Genomic DNA, 17,809 nt, shown 5'->3' with positions numbered 1-17,809 from the left:
CAAGGCATACCTGTGTTATTGGCGAATCCAGTCGCGCAGTTCGTAGTACCAGTAGGCCAGTTGGGCAGCTAGCAGGCCGGCGGGGCCGCCGGTGGTGGGCAAGCCCCAGGCTCCAAACTGCTCAACCTGGGTCAGCTCGCCCATCAACGCCGCCGACAGCACGTCGCCGGCCAAGGAAGTGGGACCGACCCCGTGACCGCCAAAGCCCATGCCGTACCAGACCCCGCTGGGTAGCCTGCCCAGTTGCGGCATCTTGTGGCGTCCATAGCTCATCAACCCGCTCCAGGCGTGGTCTACCCTGGTCCCGGCCAACTGCGGATAGACCTTCAACATGTCCTCGTACAGCAGGCGCGCCACGTCCTGCGGGCTGCGCGAGCGGATCGAAATGCGGCCGCCCCATAGCAGGCGGCTGTCCTGCAAAGGGCGGTAATAGTCAAAAGCAAACCGCGTGTCGTAAATAGCCGCATCGGTCGCCAGCACGGCCGGCATGCGATCGCCCAGCGGCTCGGTCACCATCACATAAGTCGCAATCGGCAGGATCGCGCCCGCCAAGGCGGGATAAAGGCGCTCGATATAGCCGCCGCAGCAGACCACCACCTCATCGCACAGCACTTCGCCGCCGGCCGTCGCGACGCGCCAGCCTTTGCCATTGCGCGCCTCGATTGCAGACGCCCTGCTCGCTTCATGCACCCGCACGCCGCCGGCGTGCAGCGCGCGCGCCAGGCCCTGCGTATATTTCAGTGGATGAAAGTGGAAAGCGTTTTCCTCAAACAGGGCGCCGAAATAGCGTTCGCTGCGGGCCTTTTCGGCGAAATCGGAAGGCGAAATTCTTTGCCACTCGACGCCTAGATGCTCCTGCATGAAGCGCTGGCGCTCATCCAGTACGCGCGGATCGTCGAACCAGTTCGCAAGATAGATGCCGCCATGCGTCGCATCGCATTCAATGCCGTACTGCGCAATACGGCGGCGAATCTGGTCGACCGCGCCAAGCGTGAGCTGGTAGAGCCGCTTGCCCTGCTCCGCGCCAACAGTGGCAAGCAAAGCCTGTTCATCAAGCGAATATCCGCCGAACACGAACCCGCCATTGCGGCCCGATGCGCCATGGCCGACAGTTTCGGCCTCGAGCAGCACCACGTCGCGTTCGCCGTGCTCCATCAGCGACATCGCCGTCGCGAGGCCGGCAAAACCCGCGCCGATGATGCAAATGCGCGCCTCCTGGCGGCCTGCCAGCGGCGCATAGGCATCGCCGGGCGCAGTAGCGCGGTAGTAGCTCTCCGCACCGTTCATCACAGGGTTGGGTACCCGCTGACTGTCAGCTCGAAGCCCTCGGCGTCGGAAACGAGCTGCGCCTGTGCCCCAAATGGCAAAGTACAGCGCTCCTCACCGTGTCCGAACGGCAGCCCGGTCAGCACCGGCACGGGCAGCAGGCCCCGGATATAGGCCAGCATGGTATCGAAGTCATAGCCGTTATCATGAGGCGACAATCGGTAACCGGAGAAATCGCCCAGCACGATGGCGCGCTGCCGCTCCAGCACCCCGGCAAAATGCAGCTGCAGCAGCATGCGCTCGACGCGGTAAGGGTGTTCGCCGATATCCTCCAGGAACAGGATGCCGCCATCGATGTGCGGCCAGTATGGCGTGCCAATCAAGTGGTTGATCATTGCCAGGTTGCCGCCCCACAGCGTGCCCTGCACGTCCACCTGCGGGTTGCCAAGCGCCGCCCCGCGCACGGAGTGCGTCGGCCCATGCAGGCAATCCCAGAACTGCTTGAGCGTGTACGCGACCGGCTCCTCGCGCACAAAGTCCGCGCTCATCGGCCCGGCGAAACTGATACGCCCCGCCGCCTGGTACAGGCCCATATGGAAAGCCGTGAGATCGCTGAAGCCGACGAAAAGCTTGCCGCTGTCGGCCATGGCACGGAAATCGATATGCGGCAGGATGCGGCTGATGCCGTACTGTCCGCGCAAGGCGATCACGACCTGGCAATTCGGATCGGCTGCAGCGGCGTTGAGCTGGGCCAGGCGGTCCTGATCCGTGCCGGCGAAACGCTGGAATTTGCGGGCCGGATCATAGTAGTTGTGGACGATGCAGCCTTGCGCCTCAAGACGGCCTATACCGCGTGCCAGCGCGGCGTCATCGATGGGGTAGCCGCTGGTTCCGGCGATGGCAATTCCGATATTTTTCACCCAGCCATATTACTCCGCAGGTGTTGATCGAGCAAGGTTAGCAGCCTGCCAACCAAGGCCGGCGGCATATCGTGCCCCATGCCCTCGATCAGCTCCAGCCGCGCGCCCGGGATCTGGCGCGCGGTGTCGATGCCGCAGGCGCACGGCACCAGCGGATCGGCATCGCCGTGGATCACCAGCGCCGGGCAGCGGATCTTGTGCAGCAGCGCGCTGCGGTCGCCGGAAGCGGCAATCGCCACCAGTTGCCGCGCCACCCCGTCGCCATTGACATTGCGCGCCACCGCCTCGCCGGCCATCTGGCGCAGCAAGTGTTCCGGCGTCGGAAATGCCGGGCTGCCAATGGTCCGGAAGGTATCGACCATCTGCTCCACCACGCGCGCGCGATGGTGGGCGCTTGCGGTGCGCCGCAGCAGGATGCGCCGCGCCGCCGGCGTCGGCCCGGGCAGGCCGGGACGGCCGCTGCTCGACATGATGGAGGTCAGGCTCAGCGTGCGCGCCGGGTAGCGCGCCGCCATGATCTGCGACACCATGCCGCCCATCGACACCCCGACGACGTGCGCCGCCGCCACCCCGAGCGCGTCGAGCAGCCCGAGCGCATCGCCGGCCATATCGTTCAGGGTATACGGAGCGCTCTGGCGCCAGCCGCACAGGTGGCGCAGGTAGGCCAGCCAGAGGTTGGGCGCGCCCAGGTGGTCGAAATGGGAAGACAGGCCGGCATCGCGGTTGTCGTAGCGGATCACGCGAAAGCCGCGCTGCGCCAGCCCGTCGACGAACTCACCGGGCCAGGAAATCAGTTGCAGGGCCAGCCCCATGTTCAGCAGCACAGCCGGTCCGGCCGGGTCGCCACTCGACTCGTAGGTAATCGTAATACCGTTTATATCAACGCTGGCCATAGTCCAGCATAGCACCGCCACAGCAGTGCGTGGCGCACCCTCAGGCGGCGTTGTTTTTGCGCACGGCGCGGCGTTCGGCGAAGAATTCTTTCAGGACCTGGCCGCAGTCTTCGGCCAGCAAGCCGCCTTCCACTGCGGCGTGGTGATTCAGCTGCCCGCTCTCGAACACATTGACGACGGAGCCACAGGCGCCGGTCTTGGGATCGCTCGCGCCGTAAACAATCTTCGACAGGCGCGCGTGCATCATGGCGCCGGAACACATCACGCATGGCTCCAGCGTCACGTACAGCTCACAGCCCGGCAGGCGGTAGTTGCCCAGTGCTTCGGCCGCGGCGCGCATCGCCATGATTTCGGCGTGTGCGGTCGGGTCGTGGCGGCCGATCGGCTGGTTGTAGCCGCGGCCGATCACCACGCCATCCTTGACCACCACCGCGCCGACCGGCACCTCGCCTTCGGCCCAGGCGCGACGCGCTTCCAGCAGCGCCTCGCGCATGTACAGCTCATTCGACAATTTCAGCCCAGCAGTTAGGCGTTTCGTGCAGCACCAGCTTGTGCAGGTGCAGGCCGGTGCCGTAGCGGTCCTGGAAGGCGGCCTTCAGGATGTCCCAGGCCACGGCAGCCAGGTTTTCCACCGTCGGGATGCGGTCGATCACCACGGTCTTGTGGCTGGGCAGCGAGGACAGGAAATCCTTGACCGCGGCGTCCTTTTCGTACACCAGGAAGGCGTGGTCCCAGACATCCACCAGGTGCTCCTTGGCGATGGTCTTGACGTCGGAGAAGTCCATGATCATGCCGTTGTCGGAATTGCCTTCGGCGTCGATCACCTTGCCGGTCAGCGTGATTTCCAGGGTGTAGCGGTGGCCGTGCAGGTTGCGGCACTGGCTCTTGTGGTCCGGAATGCGATGGCCGGCATCGAATTCCAGCTTACGGGTAATCGTTAACATCGGGTCAGCAATACTTAAGGTATGTTCAACAGTTTATGGGTTTGCAGGCTCAGTTTCCATTTCGGATTGCGCTTGCAGGTCTCGATCGCCAGCGTGGTATTGAAGGCCGCCAGCGGGCCATCCATCGGCTGCACGAAGAAATTCTCGAAATCCAGGCCTTCGTAGGCGGCCAGGTCCTGGTCCTTCTGCGGGATCACGACCTTGATTTCATTGCCTTTGCCAACCACCAGCTTGGCGCCCATTTTCGGGCTGACGCAGATCCAGTCCACGCCTGCCGGTACTTCGATGGTGCCGTTGGTTTCGATGGCGATGGTAAAGCCCACCGCGTGCATCGCCGCGATCAGCGGCGCGTCGAGCTGCAACAGCGGCTCGCCGCCGGTGAACACCACGTATTTGTGGCCATGGCCGGCCGGCCACTGGCTGTCGATGGCCTGCGCCAGTGCCTGCGGCGTGGCGAATTTGCCACCGCCCTCGCCGTCGGTACCGACGAAGTCGGTGTCGCAGAACTGGCATACCGCGCTGGCGCGGTCCTGCTCGCGGCCCGTCCACAGGTTGCAACCCGAAAAACGGCAAAACACGGCCGGTCGCCCCGCATGGGCGCCTTCGCCCTGCAGGGTGTAGAAAATTTCCTTAATGCTATAGGTCACGGGTGAATCCGGTGGTCGGCAACCCTACATTATAGCGTGTTTCACGAAACGAAACGGCTTTGCGCTTCGTCAACATTTGCCGCTGGCGGCAGCGGCACAATCAAGTTCCCGACGCAGTGAACAACAAACAGGGCCGCCGCCAAATGAATAGTCTGCTCAAAATCTCCCATCTGATGGAAGCACCCTCCTCCGACCAGCCGCAGGGTTTCGCCCTGAAATTGATGGAACTGCTGGTCATTCCCACTTTCGTCCTGGACACCCAGGGCCGGGTGATCATCTGGAACCGCGCCTGCGAACGCCTGACCGGCGTGCCGGCGCACGAGCTGCTCGGCACCAGCGGGCACTGGTGCGCCTTCTACGCCAACCAGCGCCCCACCCTGGCCGACCTGGTGATTGCCGGCCGCACCGGCGAAATCCTCGACCTGTACGACGGCCAGTCGCGCAGTCCGGCCGGCGCCCAGGACAAGCTGTGCGCGGAAAACTGGTGCGAAATGCCGCGCACCGCCGGCCGCCGCTACCTGGCCGCCGACGCCAGTCCGATCCACGACAGCGACGGCCAATTGGTGGCGGTGGTGGAAACGCTGCGCGACCTGACCGAGGAAAAGCAGGCCCAGATCGCGCTGGAGCAGCTGGCCACGCGCGACGGCCTGACCGGGTTGGCCAACCGGCGCTGCTTCGACCGCACCCTGCTGGCCGAGTGGCAGCGCGCCCTGCGCCAGGCGCAGCCGCTCTCGCTGTTGATGGTCGACGTCGACAACTTCAAGCAGTACAACGACGCCTACGGCCACGTCGGCGGCGACGATTGCCTGAAGCGCATCGCCGGCGCCGTGGCAAGCGAGATGCGCGCCAACGACCTGGTGGCGCGCTACGGCGGCGAGGAGTTCGCCGTGATCCTGCCCAACCAGTCGCTGAAAGGCGCCGCCATCGTGGCGGAACGGATCCGCTGCCGGGTCGAGGCGCTGCGCCTGCCCAACATCGGCGCGGCGCAGCACTACGTCACGGTCAGCATCGGCGCCGCCACCGCCATCGCTTCGCACGAGCACCAGCCGGCGCAACTGGTGGCAACGGCCGATGCGGCGCTGTACCGCGCCAAGCACATGGGCCGCAACCGTATCAGTCTGCCCGGCACTTAGCGCTTTCCGCGTCGCCCAGCGTGGCGCGGTTGCGGCCGGCGCGCTTGGCCTCATACAGCGCCTTGTCGGCCGCTTCCAGCAGCCTGGCCGGCGTGTCGTCCATATCGGGCGCCAGCGAACACAAGCCGACGCTGATGGTGACGTGCGGCGCCACCGGCGAGGCGGCATGCGGCAGCTGCAGTTCCGCCATGTGCTGGCAGAGCCAGGCGCCGTAACGCTGCATGTTGTTGCCGCAGCTATTCGGCAGCAGTACCACGAATTCTTCGCCGCCGTAGCGCGCCACCAGTTCGCCGGGCCGGCGCGTGCACTGCGCCAGTGCTTGCGCCACCGCGCGCAGGCATTCGTCGCCCATCTGGTGGCCGTAGTGGTCGTTGTACAGCTTGAAGTGGTCGACGTCGACCAGCGCCACGCCCAAGGCCGCGCCCTGGCGCCGGTGGCGCGCCACTTCGAGCGCGATCTGCTCGTCGAAATAGCGCCGGTTGTGCAAGCCGGTCAGGCCATCCTTGTGCGCCAGCGTGTCGAGGCTGGCCAGCGCCGCCTGCAGGCGCAAATGGGTGCGCACCCTGGCCTGCACCACCGGGCCGCTGAGCGGCTTGGTGATGAAGTCCACCGCCCCGGCGTCGAGGCAGGCGATTTCACTTTCCACGCCGCTGCTGGCGGTCACGAAGATCACCGGGCAATGGCGCAGGTCCGGATCGGCCATGATCCGTTCGCAGACGGCAAAGCCGTCCATGCTCTTCATCTGCAGGTCGAGCAGGATCAGTTGCGGGCGCTGGGCCCGTGCGATCTCCAGCCCCGCCATGCCGTTGGTGGCGAACAGCACGCGCGCCTGCTCGCGCAACATGGCGCTCATCAGGCGGATGGTGTCGGGGTTGTCGTCGATGATCAGGATGGTGCTTTCCATGCTTCCTCACTCAAGACGTCCAGCGCGGTACCGAAGTCCAGCGCTTCGATGGCGGTTTCCAACTGGGCCGCGGCATGGTCGCCGCGCTGGCTGGCCAGTTGCGGGCGCAGCTGGCGGAACTGTTCCAGCGCATCGAGATCCTGCCGCCGCAGCATGTCGACCAGGGTATCCATGGCCGCCTGCAGACCCTGCTGCACGGCGGCCGCCGGCGCCGGCCGCTCCAGCTGCAGCCAGTGCGCGCCGGCCTGCAGCGTCGCCGACAGCGCTTGTTGCGCCAGCTCGAACTGGGCGCCGACTGCGGCGGCGTCGGCGCTGCGCAGGGCCTGTTCGGCCGCCAGCGTGGCGTCGGCGAAGTGGCTCGCCCCCAGGCTGCCGACGCCGCCGCGCAGGGCGTGCAGCGCCGCCGCCGCGCCGGCCGCATCGCCGCCTTGCCAGCGCGCGCGCGCGGTATCGAGATCGCCCTGCGACTGGCGCACCACGCGCTCGACCAGCGACACGATATTCTGGCGTTGCGGGCCCTGCCCGATCACCGACAGCAGCTTGCGGATCGAAAACACCCCGGGTTGCTGGTCGGCGTCGCCGGCGTCTGCCTGCAGCTCCGGCGACGCAGCGGCGGCGGGCACGGCTGCCTGCGGCGGCGCGCCTGCCAGGTGGGCTGCGATGGTGGCCAGCATCTGGGTGTAATCGACCGGCTTGGGGATGAAACCGTCCATGCCGCACTCCTGGCACCTGGCCTGCTCGGTATCGAGCACGCCGGCGCTCATCGCCAGGATCGGCAAGCGCAGGCCCATTTGCTGGCGCAGGATACGGGTCGCCTCGAAACCATCCATCACCGGCATCTGCACGTCCATCAGGACCAGGTCGAAAGCACCCGGCCCGGCGCGCAGCAGGTCGACCGCCTGCTGGCCATGCTCGGCCACCGTCACCAGCGCGCCGGTTGGCTCGAGCACGCCGCGCGCCACCACCTGGTTGGTCGGGTTGTCTTCCACCAGCAGGATGCGGGCCCCGCGCAACACATCGGCATACACCACCACCGGCGCCGCTTCCGGCGCCGCCTGCGCCGCGGCGCCCTGCTGGCGCAAGCCTTGCAGCAGCAAGCGCATGGCCGCAGGCAGCACCGGCTTGGCCAGCGCCGCCGCTTCGGCCGGCAGCGACTTGCGGTCCAGGCTGCGGTTCAGGCCGACCAGGCACATACCCTGGTACGGCGCGCAGCCTTGCGCATCGAGCAGCACCGAGTCGACCAGGGCCACCTCCCAGTTGGCGGCAGCGGCAGCCGGCGCTGCCGCATGCGCTGCGACCACGCAGCCCCAACTGCGCAACTGCGCCTCCAGGTAATGCAGCGTCGGCACGTGGTCGTCCACCAGCAGGACCCGCAGGCCGGCCAGCGCGCCGGCATCGGGCCCGTCCACGCGCGGGCGCCGCGCCGCTTGTAGCGGCACCGACACCACGAACTCGCTGCCGCGCCCGGCTTCGCTGCTGACCGTGATGGTGCCGCCCATCAGCTGCACCAGTTGCCGCGAAATCGACAGGCCCAGCCCGGTGCCGCCAAAGCGGCGCGAGGTGGAGGTGTCGGCCTGCTCGAAGGGATTGAACAGGCGCCCCAGTTGTTCGTCGCTCATGCCGATGCCGCTGTCGCTTACCACCAGCTGCAGGATGTCCATCGCACTGCCGGGCGCACTGCTGCCGAGATGCACCCGCACCTCGCCCTCGGCGGTGAACTTGATGGCATTGCCGACCAGGTTCAAGGCCACCTGGCGCAGCCGCTGCAGGTCGCCCACCAGGCTGTGCGGCAGCTGCGGGTCCTGCGTCAGCAGCAGGTCGAGGCGCTTGCCGACGCTGGCCGACTGCATGGCCGCGGCCACCGCTTCGGCCAGCTCGTCGAGCTGGAACGGCGCCGCCACCACGGTCAGCTTGCCGGCCTCGATCTTGGACAGGTCGAGAATATCGTTGACCAGGGCCAGCAAGGCGCTGCCGGAGGCGCGGATCAGGCGCACGTATTCCTGCTGCTCGGCGCTGAGCGGCGTGCGCTCCAGCAGTTGCCCGATGCCCAGCACCGCATTCATCGGGGTGCGGATCTCGTGGCTCATATTGGCCAGGAAAGCACTCTTGGCGCGGCTGGCTTCCTGCTGCTGCAGTTCCGCCTTCTTGCGCGCCGTGATGTCGAGCGCCACAATGTGGAAGCCGCAGACTTCCCCTTGCACGTCGGTGTCGGGGATGTAGTCGGTCATGAAATGGCGCTGCCAGCCGGCGCGCTCGGTGTCGGTTTCGAAGTGGACGCGTTCGCCGCGCAGCGCCGCCGTCACCTGCGGCCCGATCTGCCGGTACAGCAGCTCGCCCAGCACCTCCTGCATGCTGCGCCCGATCATGCCGGCCGGGTCGATCCCGAGCAGGGTCTGGTAGCTGCGGTTGGCAAAGCGGAAGATCTCATCCTGGTCGACGTAGCCGATGGCCGCCGGATTGTGGTCGGCCACCGTGCGCAGGAAGCGCTCCTTGTCCGCCAGTTCCAGTTGCGCGCTGGCCAGGGCCGACAGCTGTTCGGCGGCCGCCTCTTCGCTGCGCCGGCTCTCGGTGGCGTCGGTCACGAACACCGCATACGCCAGTGCCCCATCGACCCCGTGCCGCGCCAGCGTCAGTTCGGCGTCAAAGCGCGCGCCATCGCGGCGCCAGCCGGTCAGCGCCACCGGCTGGCCAACGCTGCCGTCGCCCAGGCTGGCCAGCAGGCCGGCACTGGCCTGCAAGAGTTGCTCGACCGGCTTGCCCAGCGCTTCGGTACGCTGCCAGCCGAAGATCGCGCCGGCGCGCTCGTTCCAGTCGGTGACGATGCCGTCCTCGGTCAAGCCGATGAAGGCTTCCTGGGTCGCTTCCAGCATGGCCCGCATGCGCAATTCGACCGTGCGCCCGCGCTCGCGCGCCAGCGCCAGTTCCGCTGCGCGCTGGTCAAGCTGCGCCTGCAGGCCGGCCTGCTGCTGCGCCAGCTGCTGCGCCTGCTCGTGCTGGTGCCGCAGCGCGCCGTTGCAGGCGTCGCGCAGGGTCTCCAGCTCGCGGAAGCTGCCGGCCAGGGGCGGCACGGCGCGCGCCGTGCCCTGCTGCACGGCGCGCAGGGCGCCGGCCGCTTGCTGCACCGGCTGCAGCAGGGCGCGCGCGGTGCGCCAGCCCAGCAACGCAAACAGCACCGCCAGCGCCATGCCGCCCAGCGCGACGCCGGCCTGCAGCCGGCGCACCCCGGCCAGGGCGCCGTCGGCATCCTGCCGCACCAGCACCGTCCAGCCCAGGCCCGGATAGCCGTCGTAGCCGCGCGTGCGGCCATACCCCACCAGGTAATGGCGGCCATCGGGCCAGCGCTCTTCCACATAGCCGGCATGCTGCAGGCGCGCTTGCGCCAGGGCGCCGCTGGGCAAAGACTGCTCCAGCAAGCCGTCCGGCCCTGCCAGCACCTTGCCGGCGTGCGACAGCACCAGCATGTTTTCGCCCAGCAGTTCGCGCACCCAGTTCCAGTGCAGCTGCACGCCCAGCACGCCGGCCGGGCGGCTGGTGCCGTCATAGTAAGGGAATGCCAGGTCGATCACCCGCAGCGCGCGACTGCCATTCGACGGCAGTTGCCGCCCCAGCAGCGGATCGGCATGCACATCGTGCACATACACCCCGCTCGGCGCTTGGCTCCACCAGGGCTGCTGCGAGACGTCGGCGCCTTCCAGCACGCCGCCGGCGGCGGTGGTGACCCTGCCGGCCGCATCGGCCAGGCCAAGCCAGGCATACAAGGGATAGGTGCGCTGCAGGTCTTCCAGCAAGTGGCGCCGTTGCGCCACGCCCTGCGCGCCAGTGGCGCCGGCGCGGCGCGCCAGCAGTTGCACTTCGCGGTAACGCTCGAACATGGCGGCATCGAGCTGGTCGGCGCTGTCGGCCGCCCGCTGCGCCAGGCCCTGGCCGATGCTGTGCTTGAGTTCTTCCGCGGTGCGCCAGCCCAGCAAGGCGGCAGCCAGCAAAGTCAGCAATAGAACCGCGATCGCCAGCAGTCCGGCCAGCACCGTGCCCAGGCCCGCCGGGCCAATCCTGTGTCGCAAGGAGGGACGTTCGGGCAAGGCTTGGTCTGGCATGGCAGCTCCGGTTCTCCGAAGCCCCGAGTATAACCGACTCTCCCGCGAAAAGTTGCCAGAAAGTCTTGTTTAAAGCGCCTTCATTAATGCACTTTACGTCCGGCGCGCGACTTCTGCGCCTTGGTTTCACCGTGTTCGCGCCGCTGCTTGTTCACGATGCGGGCCGCGACTTCCTCTTCGCGCCCGGGATAGCGGTGTTCTTCCTTAAACTCGTGCTTGAGTTCCTTGAACTCGCGCTCGCGTTTCTGGCTGGCTCCTTTTGGCATGCTAGGCCTCCTGGTTTCCAAGAATCTGCAAACCCGTATGCTAGCCAAGCTTGGACCGGCACAGCGCACGCAAAGGCCGGCCGCCGCAGCCTGCAGGCCAGCCGCGACCGCATGCGATCGCCGGCGGCAAGCGGGACCTGTCGGCGCGCACCGGACAGCAAGCGGCCGAACTGCTGCGCACTGTGGATACGGTACAACAGCTGGCCGGCAGCCACGCCGAGTCGGCCGGCATCGCACCAGTGGGGCGCAGCGGGACGACCAGCAACGCGCTGCGCCGCAGCGCGCCCAGGCGCGGCGCTGATCAGAACTGCTCGACCCAGGCCGCCAGTTGCGACGGGGTCAGGGCGGCGTCGGCCTGCACCAGGCGGCATTCCACGCCCAGCACATTGCTGGCCATGTGCAGCGCCGCGCCGCGCTTGCCCAGCCACAGCAGGCAGGCCAGCCAGAACGCGTGCTGCGACGACACCGCCGCGCTGGTTGGGGTTTCCAGGAACTCGGTGAGCTGGGACGCCTGCAGGAACAGCGCGTGGCCGGCATCGACCGCGCGGAAGGTCGGGCCGAAGGCTTCCGCCAGCAGCGCGAAGGCGTGCGCCGGGTCGGCGTCGGCATAGCGCTGCTCCAGCTGTTGCAGGTGGTCGCGCACGGCGCAGCCGAACGCGGCGCTGCGGAAGGCTTCCGAGCTGATCAGGTCGGAGTGGTCCAGCATCAGCCAGTCCGGCTCCGGCGGCGTCATGCCGGCGCTGAGCGCGCCGGCCAGGTAGCTCTCCACCGGCACGAACGACGGGCCGGCCGACAGGCTGGCCGCCAGCGTGTACAGGGTGCCGATGCGGCTGGCCACGGCCTGCTTCTGGCGCACCAGCAGCTTTTCGCGCAGCAGTTGCGAATGCTCTTTCTGCAGCTTGGCCAGGGCCAGCGCCTGTTTCAATTCCATGCGCAGCGCGGCGATATCCCAGGGCTTCTGGATGTAGCGGTGGATCTGGCCCTGGTTGACCGCGTCCACCGTGTGTTCCAGCTCGGAGTAGGCGGTGGTCAGGATACGCACGATGTGCGGGTAACGGTCCCAGGCATAGAACAGCAACTCGTTGCCGTAGGCGCCAGGCATGCGCTGGTCGGACACCAGCACCGCGATGTCATCGGCGTGCTCGTCGAGCATGCGCTTGCCCTCCTCCACCGACTCGGCCACGTAGACGGGCGCCAGCGCGCCCAGGGCGCGCTGGAAATATTTGAGGGCGGTCGCCTCGTCGTCGACGTACAGGATCGCCGGCGCGGGTCGTGCCGTTTCTTTTTCTATCATGCTGGTTCCTTCTCTAACTGCGGGAAATTCATGGTGACGGTGGTGGAGCAACCCTGTTCCGACTGCACCCTCAGGTGGCCGCCGAACGATTGCATCACGCGATTGCAGAAGATCAGCCCCCAGCCGCTGCCGCCTTCGCTGGCATGCATGGAGACCGGATCCAGCAACAGGCGGTTCAGCAGCGCCGGCGCGATGCCGGGGCCGTTGTCTTCCACGATGATATACGGGCGCTCGGCCACGCCCACGGTAATCCTGATGCGGGGCTCGGGGTGGCCTTGCAGGGCGCGCAGCGCATTGCTCAGCAGCGAAGACAGCACCAGCGCCACGCAGTTGGGCGAAGCGCGCACCGTGAATTCGCCCTGCACGTCCACCGCGATCATCTCGCGCTGGCCCGGTGCCAACGGGTACACGCCCAGCAAGGCCGTGACCATCTGCTGCGCGCTGCCGCTGGCCAGGCGCGCGGTCGGCACCACGCTGGCGCGCTTGACCGATTCGACAAACGAGGCCAGCACCGACAAGCAGTAGCGCGCATTATCGGTCATGTGCGCGGCGGCATTGACGATATCGGCCTTCAGCGGCAGCCCGTTGTCGTCCGCCTGGCCGTTCACGCGGCGCTGGATATTGCGCGCGAAATTGGCGATGGTGGCCAATGGCGTATTCAGTTCGTGCGCCAGGAAGGCTACCGTTTCTTCGATGGCCAGCAGGCTTTGGCGGCGCATGGCGCGTTCGCGCGCATTCTCGCTGGCCAGGCGCAGTGCATCACGCACGGCATGGGCGTCCAGCGGCTTTTCCAGGATGCGGAAAATGTCGCCGCCGTTGATGGTTTCCAGCAGCACCTCCTTGTCGGCATAGGCGGTGACCAGGATGCGCACCAGGTGCGGATAGTCGCGCTCGACCTGGCGCAGCAGTTCGCCGCCGACCCGTCCCGGCATGCGGTAATCGGTGACCAGCACGTCGACCTCGCTGTCCGGCTTGGCCAGGATTTCCAGCGCCTCGTCGACGCTGGGCGCGGTCAGCACGGTGAAGTCGTTTTCCACCGCGCGCGCAAAATACTTGCGTGCCAGTTCCTCGTCGTCGACGTAGAGCACGGTCGTGGGCTGGCTGCGTCCGCTCATTTCTCGCCTCCGGTCACGCGCGGCAGGTCAAAGCTGAACTTGGTCCACTCGCCCGGCACGCTCTCCGCGGCCAGCAGGCCGCCGTGGCGCTGGATCACGCTGTAGCAGATCGACAGGCCCAGGCCCAGGCCCTGCCCCACTTCGCGCGTGGTGAAGAACGGTTCGAACACCCGGCCGATATTTTCCGCCGCGATGCCCGGGCCATTGTCGCGCACCGTGATCAGCAGGCGCTCGCCGCGCGCTTCCGCGTAGACATCGATGGCCGGCCCCTGGGTCGCGCCCTTGCGCATGGCCAGCGCCGCATTGCTCAGCAGGTTGATCAGCACGCCGATGATGGCCGCCTCGTCGCCGCGCACCAGGGTGTCCGGCTGCAAATGGCGATTCACCTTGATGCCCTTGATCTCGTGGCCCACCAGGCGCACCGACGATTCCAGCGCCCGCTCGAACAGGAACTGCGCGCTTTCGTGGTCGCTGCCCGACTTGCGGTAGGCGAAAGTCTTCAGGTCGGACACGATGTACTGCACCCGCTGCATGCCCGACTTGGCATCGGTCAGGCATTCCAGCAGCACCTCGCTGCTCTTGGCGCCCGGCTCCTCCATCGCGATGTCGATGGCCATCATGCAGAAGTTGACCGGGTTGTTCACCTCATGCAGCAGGCCGGCCGCCAGGGTGCCCAGGGCCGCCATTTTCTCCTGCTGCAGCATCTGGCCCTTGATTTCGGCCAGGCTGCGGTTGTTCGCTTCGAGCTGGGCGTTCTTGTCGGCCAGTTCCGCCTTCAGCTGGAACAGGTTGAAGCGGGCCTGCTCGTTGTAATAGGTGCAGACCGCGCTGGCAATCGCGCTGAAGGCCAGCAGCAGGGAGTTGACGGCAAACGCGCCGCCCGTCGGCGCCTGGCCGTCGTGCACCCAGCAGGCCGCCGCGTACAGCAGGTAAGTCAGCAGGCCGAGCGTCAGGTTCTGCCACATGCGGAAGGCAAAGGCGATGGCCGAGGCGAACACGCCCAGGTTCAGGCCGGCGTAGTAAATCGATGCGGCGCCTTCGGTGACGGCGATCATCCAGGCGATCATGACCTGCGGCAGCATCAGCCAGGCGAAGCTCATCGCCTCCACATGGCGCGCGCCCCAGGGGCCGCGCATCAAGCCGATGATGCCCAGGATGGCCAGCGACACCAGCACCCGCGCCAGGGTGAACGCCCCCAGGTGGTCGGGATACAGGCTGAAGTCCAGGCCGATCCCCAGCAGGACCAGGCCGATCGCGGTCCACGCGCCGCCGCGGCTGAAGCGCAGCCGGTAGGCGCGCAAGTCCGATTCATACGCCGAATGCAGGTGCAGGTTCACGTAGGGTGCCGGTCCCGTCATGGCAGCGACGCTTCGGCAAACACATTGACGCCGGTCGCATCGACATAGGTCAGGCGCTCGCGCGACTGCTGCGGCAGCAACTGCTCCATCTTGGCTTCGTCGCGGTAGATCAGGTACCACTCCAGCAGGTGTTCCATGCCCGGGCGCTCCGGGTTGTTGGCGTGGACATTGGTCACCAGCAGGCGGCCGCCGCGCTTCATGCAGGAGGCGAAATAGTTCAGCAGGCGGCTGCACACCTTGTCCGACAGGTAGTCGAACAGGCCGGCGCAATACACCACGTCGAAATCGGCGCCCATCTGCGGACCGTCGACGCGGCGTTTCAGCAGGTTGTGCACGGAATCCTGCACGAAGCGGATGTCGGGCTGGCGCGCCAGGTTGGCGCTGATGCCGCTCAACTGGCCGCGCGTCCAGGCCAACGTTTCCTCGCTGAAGTCGACCAGCTCGAACGACAGCCAGTGCGGTTCGTCGTATTCGCGCAGGAAGCGCTGGATCTCCTGCGCCGGCCCGCAGCCGACGTTGAGCACGCGGAACGGACGCCCGACGCGGCGCGCCGCATCGGCATGGCGCTTCAGGAACGCGACCAGGATCTCGATCCGGTTGCGGTGCGCCACCGCCACCGCCGTTTGCAGGAAGGCCGCGTTGACGATCTGGAAGTAGGTGCTCGGGCCCTGGCGCGGATCGCCCAGGATCTGGTTCACCATCTCATAGTCGCCGGCATAGCCGAGCGGCTTGCTGAAGGTGCGAAACACGAACGGCGCACGCAGGATCAAGGGATGCAGCGCGCCCTGGGCAAAGGCGCGGTGGGCGGCCGCCGCTTCCTGCTCGACCAGGCCCGCTTCCTTGTTCAAGTCGTCGAAATAGCGGCGCACGCGCATGATCAGGGGCTCGGCCAGTTCGGCAAAGACGTCGGCGCGCAGCCGTCCGCCTTCCTTGGGCAGCGAGTCGGACAGGTCGACCTGCTCCACCCAGCGCGCCACTTCAGCCAGGTAGGCGCGCGACTCGTTGACGGCAATCTGGTAGTCGCGGCGGATGCGGAAGCGCTCGTCCCAGTCCAGCACGAACTTGCTCGCCTCGCGTCCCACAGCGCCCGGCTGCATCACCACCTCGCTCAGTTCGCGCCACTCGTCGATCAGGGTCACCGACACCACGGCAGTCAGGCCCGTGTTGACCATGCTGATCACCACGGCCTTGCCGATATAGGCGCTGGCCGTCCCCATGCGCACCGTCAGCTCGCTGAGTACTTCGCTGACCTGCACGATGGAATACGGGTTATACACTTCCATCACCAGCGACTTGCGCTGGAGCGTCACGATGGTGCCGCGGACCGCTTCACCTTGCGTGTTCAGGAAACTGACGACCGGATCGATTTGCGCCTGTGAATACACTTTTATTCGGAACTTAAATGGTTGCCGTGAATTAAATTGAGTGTACTGACTTGTAGCCCAAATCGCAACGTTTCCCTATGAAGAATTGCCCGCCAAACAGTAGGGATTAATAAATTGACAAGCAAGCGCAGCCACCAAAAGTTCGCTGCCGCACAGACGCGATCATTTCCGGATGTCAAACTGGCGGCGAGTCTTGGAGAACACGATGGAGCAGTTACGCAAGCAGTCTCCCGCCGAACTGGAACGGGCTGAATTCCACGAACGGTTTGCGCGCAGTTTCACCGATCCGCGTTTCGACGGCCTGCGCGACGCCGTCGACGCCCTGGAAGAACTGGCCTGGCGCCAGTACTGCGAGCAGCGCTGGCCGGCGCCGCGGCATTAAGCGTTGCTCGCCAGCAGTTCCAGGCGGGCCGCCAGCCGCTCGGCCATCTGCGCCGGCGTAAAGCCGGCGTAGCGGTTGGCCACGCCGCGCGCCGACATCAGGGTGCGCCCGTCCATGAGCAAGCTGCGCACCACGCTGCGCCAGTCCACCGTCCCCGGCAAACGGCCGCCATTGACCGCCACGCCCGCCTGCTCCAGGCGCGCCGCCAGCAAATAGCGTTCAAGCTGGGTCGGCAACAGCAGCAGCGGCACCGCCGCCAGCAGCGCATGCGTGATGGTGCCCTCGCCGGCCTGGCTGACGCAGATGCGCGACTCGGCCAAGGCCGCCGCCAGGTCGACCGGCCCGCGCGCATAGGCCAGGCTGGTGGCGTGCACCGGCGGCACGGCCCCGGCAGCGACTTCCGGTTGGTAACACAGCACCCGGCAACCTTCCATCACCAGCGCATGCAGCACCGCCACGTGGGCTGGATGTTCCTGGCGCAGGTAGACAAAGACTTTATGGCCATGGCCCGGCGGCCATTGCGGCGCTTCGCCGGCGGGCGCCACGAAGGCTGGCCCGAACCACTGCTCGCGCTCGGGGGGCCGGCCATAATGGTCCAGTTCGGGCCAGGCGCACAGGAAGTGTTGGCGCCCCAGCAGCGCGTCGGCCGCCTGCACATACGGCACGCCGCCATGGTGCACCAGCACCGTATTCATGACTTTCAGGGTATGCTGCTCGGCCGCGGCCAGGCGCTGCAGGTCCATCGCTTCCCAGGGGCGAAAATTGGGCAAGGGCTGGCCCGCCGGCGGCAAGGTGAAGCCGGCCCCGAGCGCCGCCGCCGGAATATCCAGGGTGCGCGCCGCCAGCAGGGCGGTGGGGGCAAATTCGCCCACCACCACGTCCGGCTTCAGCAACTGCAGCGCCGAACGCCAGCCGCGCACCAGGCCGTCGAGCCCCTGCGCCTCGCGATAGCCAGAGGCGAGCAGGATCTCGGCCAGGCTGGCCGCGTGCTGCGCCGCCCCGTGCAACCATAGCGGCGCCTGCAACATCGTGACGTCGAGGCCGCCCAGCAGCCGGCGCGCCTGCCCCAGGTCGCGTACCGACAGGCTGACGGCGTGGCGGCGTGCCAACAGGGCTTGCGCAATGACCCGCAAACGTCCTGCATGGGCGGCATCGCCGCCTAATTCCCAAGCCAGGTGAAAGTGCGCCATCCTCAATTCACCCAGCCA

At 67.0% G+C, this 17,809-nt stretch carries 16 protein-coding genes; 2 read left to right on the top strand and 14 right to left on the bottom strand.

The window, feature by feature from the left end; all coding sequences use genetic code 11:
- Positions 1–15 precede the first annotated feature (15 nt).
- Genes BM269_RS14380 through queE form a run of 6 tightly spaced genes read right to left on the bottom strand, consistent with a single transcriptional unit; the run spans position 16 to position 4,670 of the window.
- Positions 16–1,287 (bottom strand): NAD(P)/FAD-dependent oxidoreductase, encoded by a 1,272-nt coding sequence (locus BM269_RS14380; protein WP_090437804.1) that lies wholly within the window; start codon positions 1,285–1,287, stop codon positions 16–18.
- Positions 1,287–2,186, bottom strand: a complete 900-nt coding sequence (ldcA, locus tag BM269_RS14375; protein ID WP_090437802.1) for a muramoyltetrapeptide carboxypeptidase — start codon at positions 2,184–2,186, stop codon at positions 1,287–1,289. Before ldcA ends, BM269_RS14380 begins: the two co-directional genes overlap by 1 nt.
- Positions 2,183–3,079: an alpha/beta fold hydrolase gene (locus BM269_RS14370; RefSeq protein ID WP_090437799.1), complete on the bottom strand. Its 897-nt coding sequence runs from the start codon at positions 3,077–3,079 to the stop codon at positions 2,183–2,185. Before BM269_RS14370 ends, ldcA begins: the two co-directional genes overlap by 4 nt.
- A 40-nt stretch (positions 3,080–3,119) precedes the next feature.
- Positions 3,120–3,572 (bottom strand): tRNA adenosine(34) deaminase TadA, encoded by a 453-nt coding sequence (gene tadA, locus BM269_RS14365; protein ID WP_229204656.1) that lies wholly within the window; start codon positions 3,570–3,572, stop codon positions 3,120–3,122.
- Positions 3,573–3,579: 7 nt separating this feature from the next.
- Positions 3,580–4,023, bottom strand: a complete 444-nt coding sequence (queD, locus tag BM269_RS14360; RefSeq protein WP_090437795.1) for a 6-carboxytetrahydropterin synthase QueD — start codon at positions 4,021–4,023, stop codon at positions 3,580–3,582.
- Between the two features lie 14 nt (positions 4,024–4,037).
- Complete coding sequence (queE, locus tag BM269_RS14355; protein WP_090437793.1) at positions 4,038–4,670, bottom strand: 7-carboxy-7-deazaguanine synthase; 633 nt, start codon at positions 4,668–4,670, stop codon at positions 4,038–4,040.
- Between the two features lie 143 nt (positions 4,671–4,813).
- On the opposite strand from queE, the gene BM269_RS14350 reads away from it, so the two are divergent.
- Positions 4,814–5,803, top strand: a complete 990-nt coding sequence (locus BM269_RS14350) for a sensor domain-containing diguanylate cyclase (protein WP_090437964.1) — start codon at positions 4,814–4,816, stop codon at positions 5,801–5,803.
- Here the strand turns inward: BM269_RS14350 and BM269_RS14345 are convergent.
- From BM269_RS14345 to BM269_RS14315, 7 genes are all read right to left on the bottom strand, one after another.
- Positions 5,784–6,707, bottom strand: coding sequence for a diguanylate cyclase domain-containing protein (locus BM269_RS14345; RefSeq protein ID WP_090437791.1), 924 nt, complete (start codon positions 6,705–6,707; stop codon positions 5,784–5,786). The two genes, BM269_RS14350 and BM269_RS14345, sit on opposite strands and share 20 nt — an antisense overlap.
- Entirely contained in the window at positions 6,689–10,801 is a 4,113-nt protein-coding gene (locus BM269_RS14340) for an ATP-binding protein (RefSeq protein ID WP_090437789.1), read from the bottom strand. Before BM269_RS14340 ends, BM269_RS14345 begins: the two co-directional genes overlap by 19 nt.
- A gap of 83 nt (positions 10,802–10,884) precedes the next feature.
- Entirely contained in the window at positions 10,885–11,067 is a 183-nt protein-coding gene (locus tag BM269_RS14335) for a hypothetical protein (protein WP_090437787.1), read from the bottom strand.
- Positions 11,068–11,368: 301 nt separating this feature from the next.
- Entirely contained in the window at positions 11,369–12,361 is a 993-nt protein-coding gene (locus BM269_RS14330) for a response regulator (protein ID WP_090437785.1), read from the bottom strand.
- On the bottom strand, positions 12,358–13,476 hold the full coding sequence (locus BM269_RS14325) for a hybrid sensor histidine kinase/response regulator (RefSeq protein ID WP_090437783.1): 1,119 nt from the start codon (positions 13,474–13,476) through the stop codon (positions 12,358–12,360). The genes BM269_RS14330 and BM269_RS14325 overlap by 4 nt, the downstream gene beginning before the upstream one ends.
- Positions 13,473–14,834, bottom strand: coding sequence for a sensor histidine kinase (locus BM269_RS14320; protein WP_090437781.1), 1,362 nt, complete (start codon positions 14,832–14,834; stop codon positions 13,473–13,475). Before BM269_RS14320 ends, BM269_RS14325 begins: the two co-directional genes overlap by 4 nt.
- The gene (locus BM269_RS14315) at positions 14,831–16,219 is read right to left on the bottom strand and encodes a class I SAM-dependent methyltransferase (protein ID WP_090437779.1); all 1,389 of its coding nucleotides are present in this window, start codon (positions 16,217–16,219) and stop codon (positions 14,831–14,833) included. Before BM269_RS14315 ends, BM269_RS14320 begins: the two co-directional genes overlap by 4 nt.
- A gap of 205 nt (positions 16,220–16,424) precedes the next feature.
- Between BM269_RS14315 and BM269_RS29460 the strand changes: the two genes are divergently transcribed.
- A complete protein-coding gene (locus BM269_RS29460; RefSeq protein WP_170860379.1) occupies positions 16,425–16,601 on the top strand; it encodes a hypothetical protein in 177 nt (58 codons plus the stop codon).
- On the opposite strand, the gene BM269_RS14310 is transcribed toward BM269_RS29460, so the two are convergent.
- On the bottom strand, positions 16,598–17,791 hold the full coding sequence (locus BM269_RS14310; protein WP_090437777.1) for a hypothetical protein: 1,194 nt from the start codon (positions 17,789–17,791) through the stop codon (positions 16,598–16,600). The genes BM269_RS29460 and BM269_RS14310 overlap by 4 nt on opposite strands.
- Between the last annotated feature and the right edge of the window lie 18 nt (positions 17,792–17,809).

This window comes from Duganella sp. CF458, from assembly GCF_900113115.1.
Classification (GTDB): domain Bacteria; phylum Pseudomonadota; class Gammaproteobacteria; order Burkholderiales; family Burkholderiaceae_D; genus Rugamonas.
This window is presented reverse-complemented; position numbering and strand designations above follow the sequence as displayed.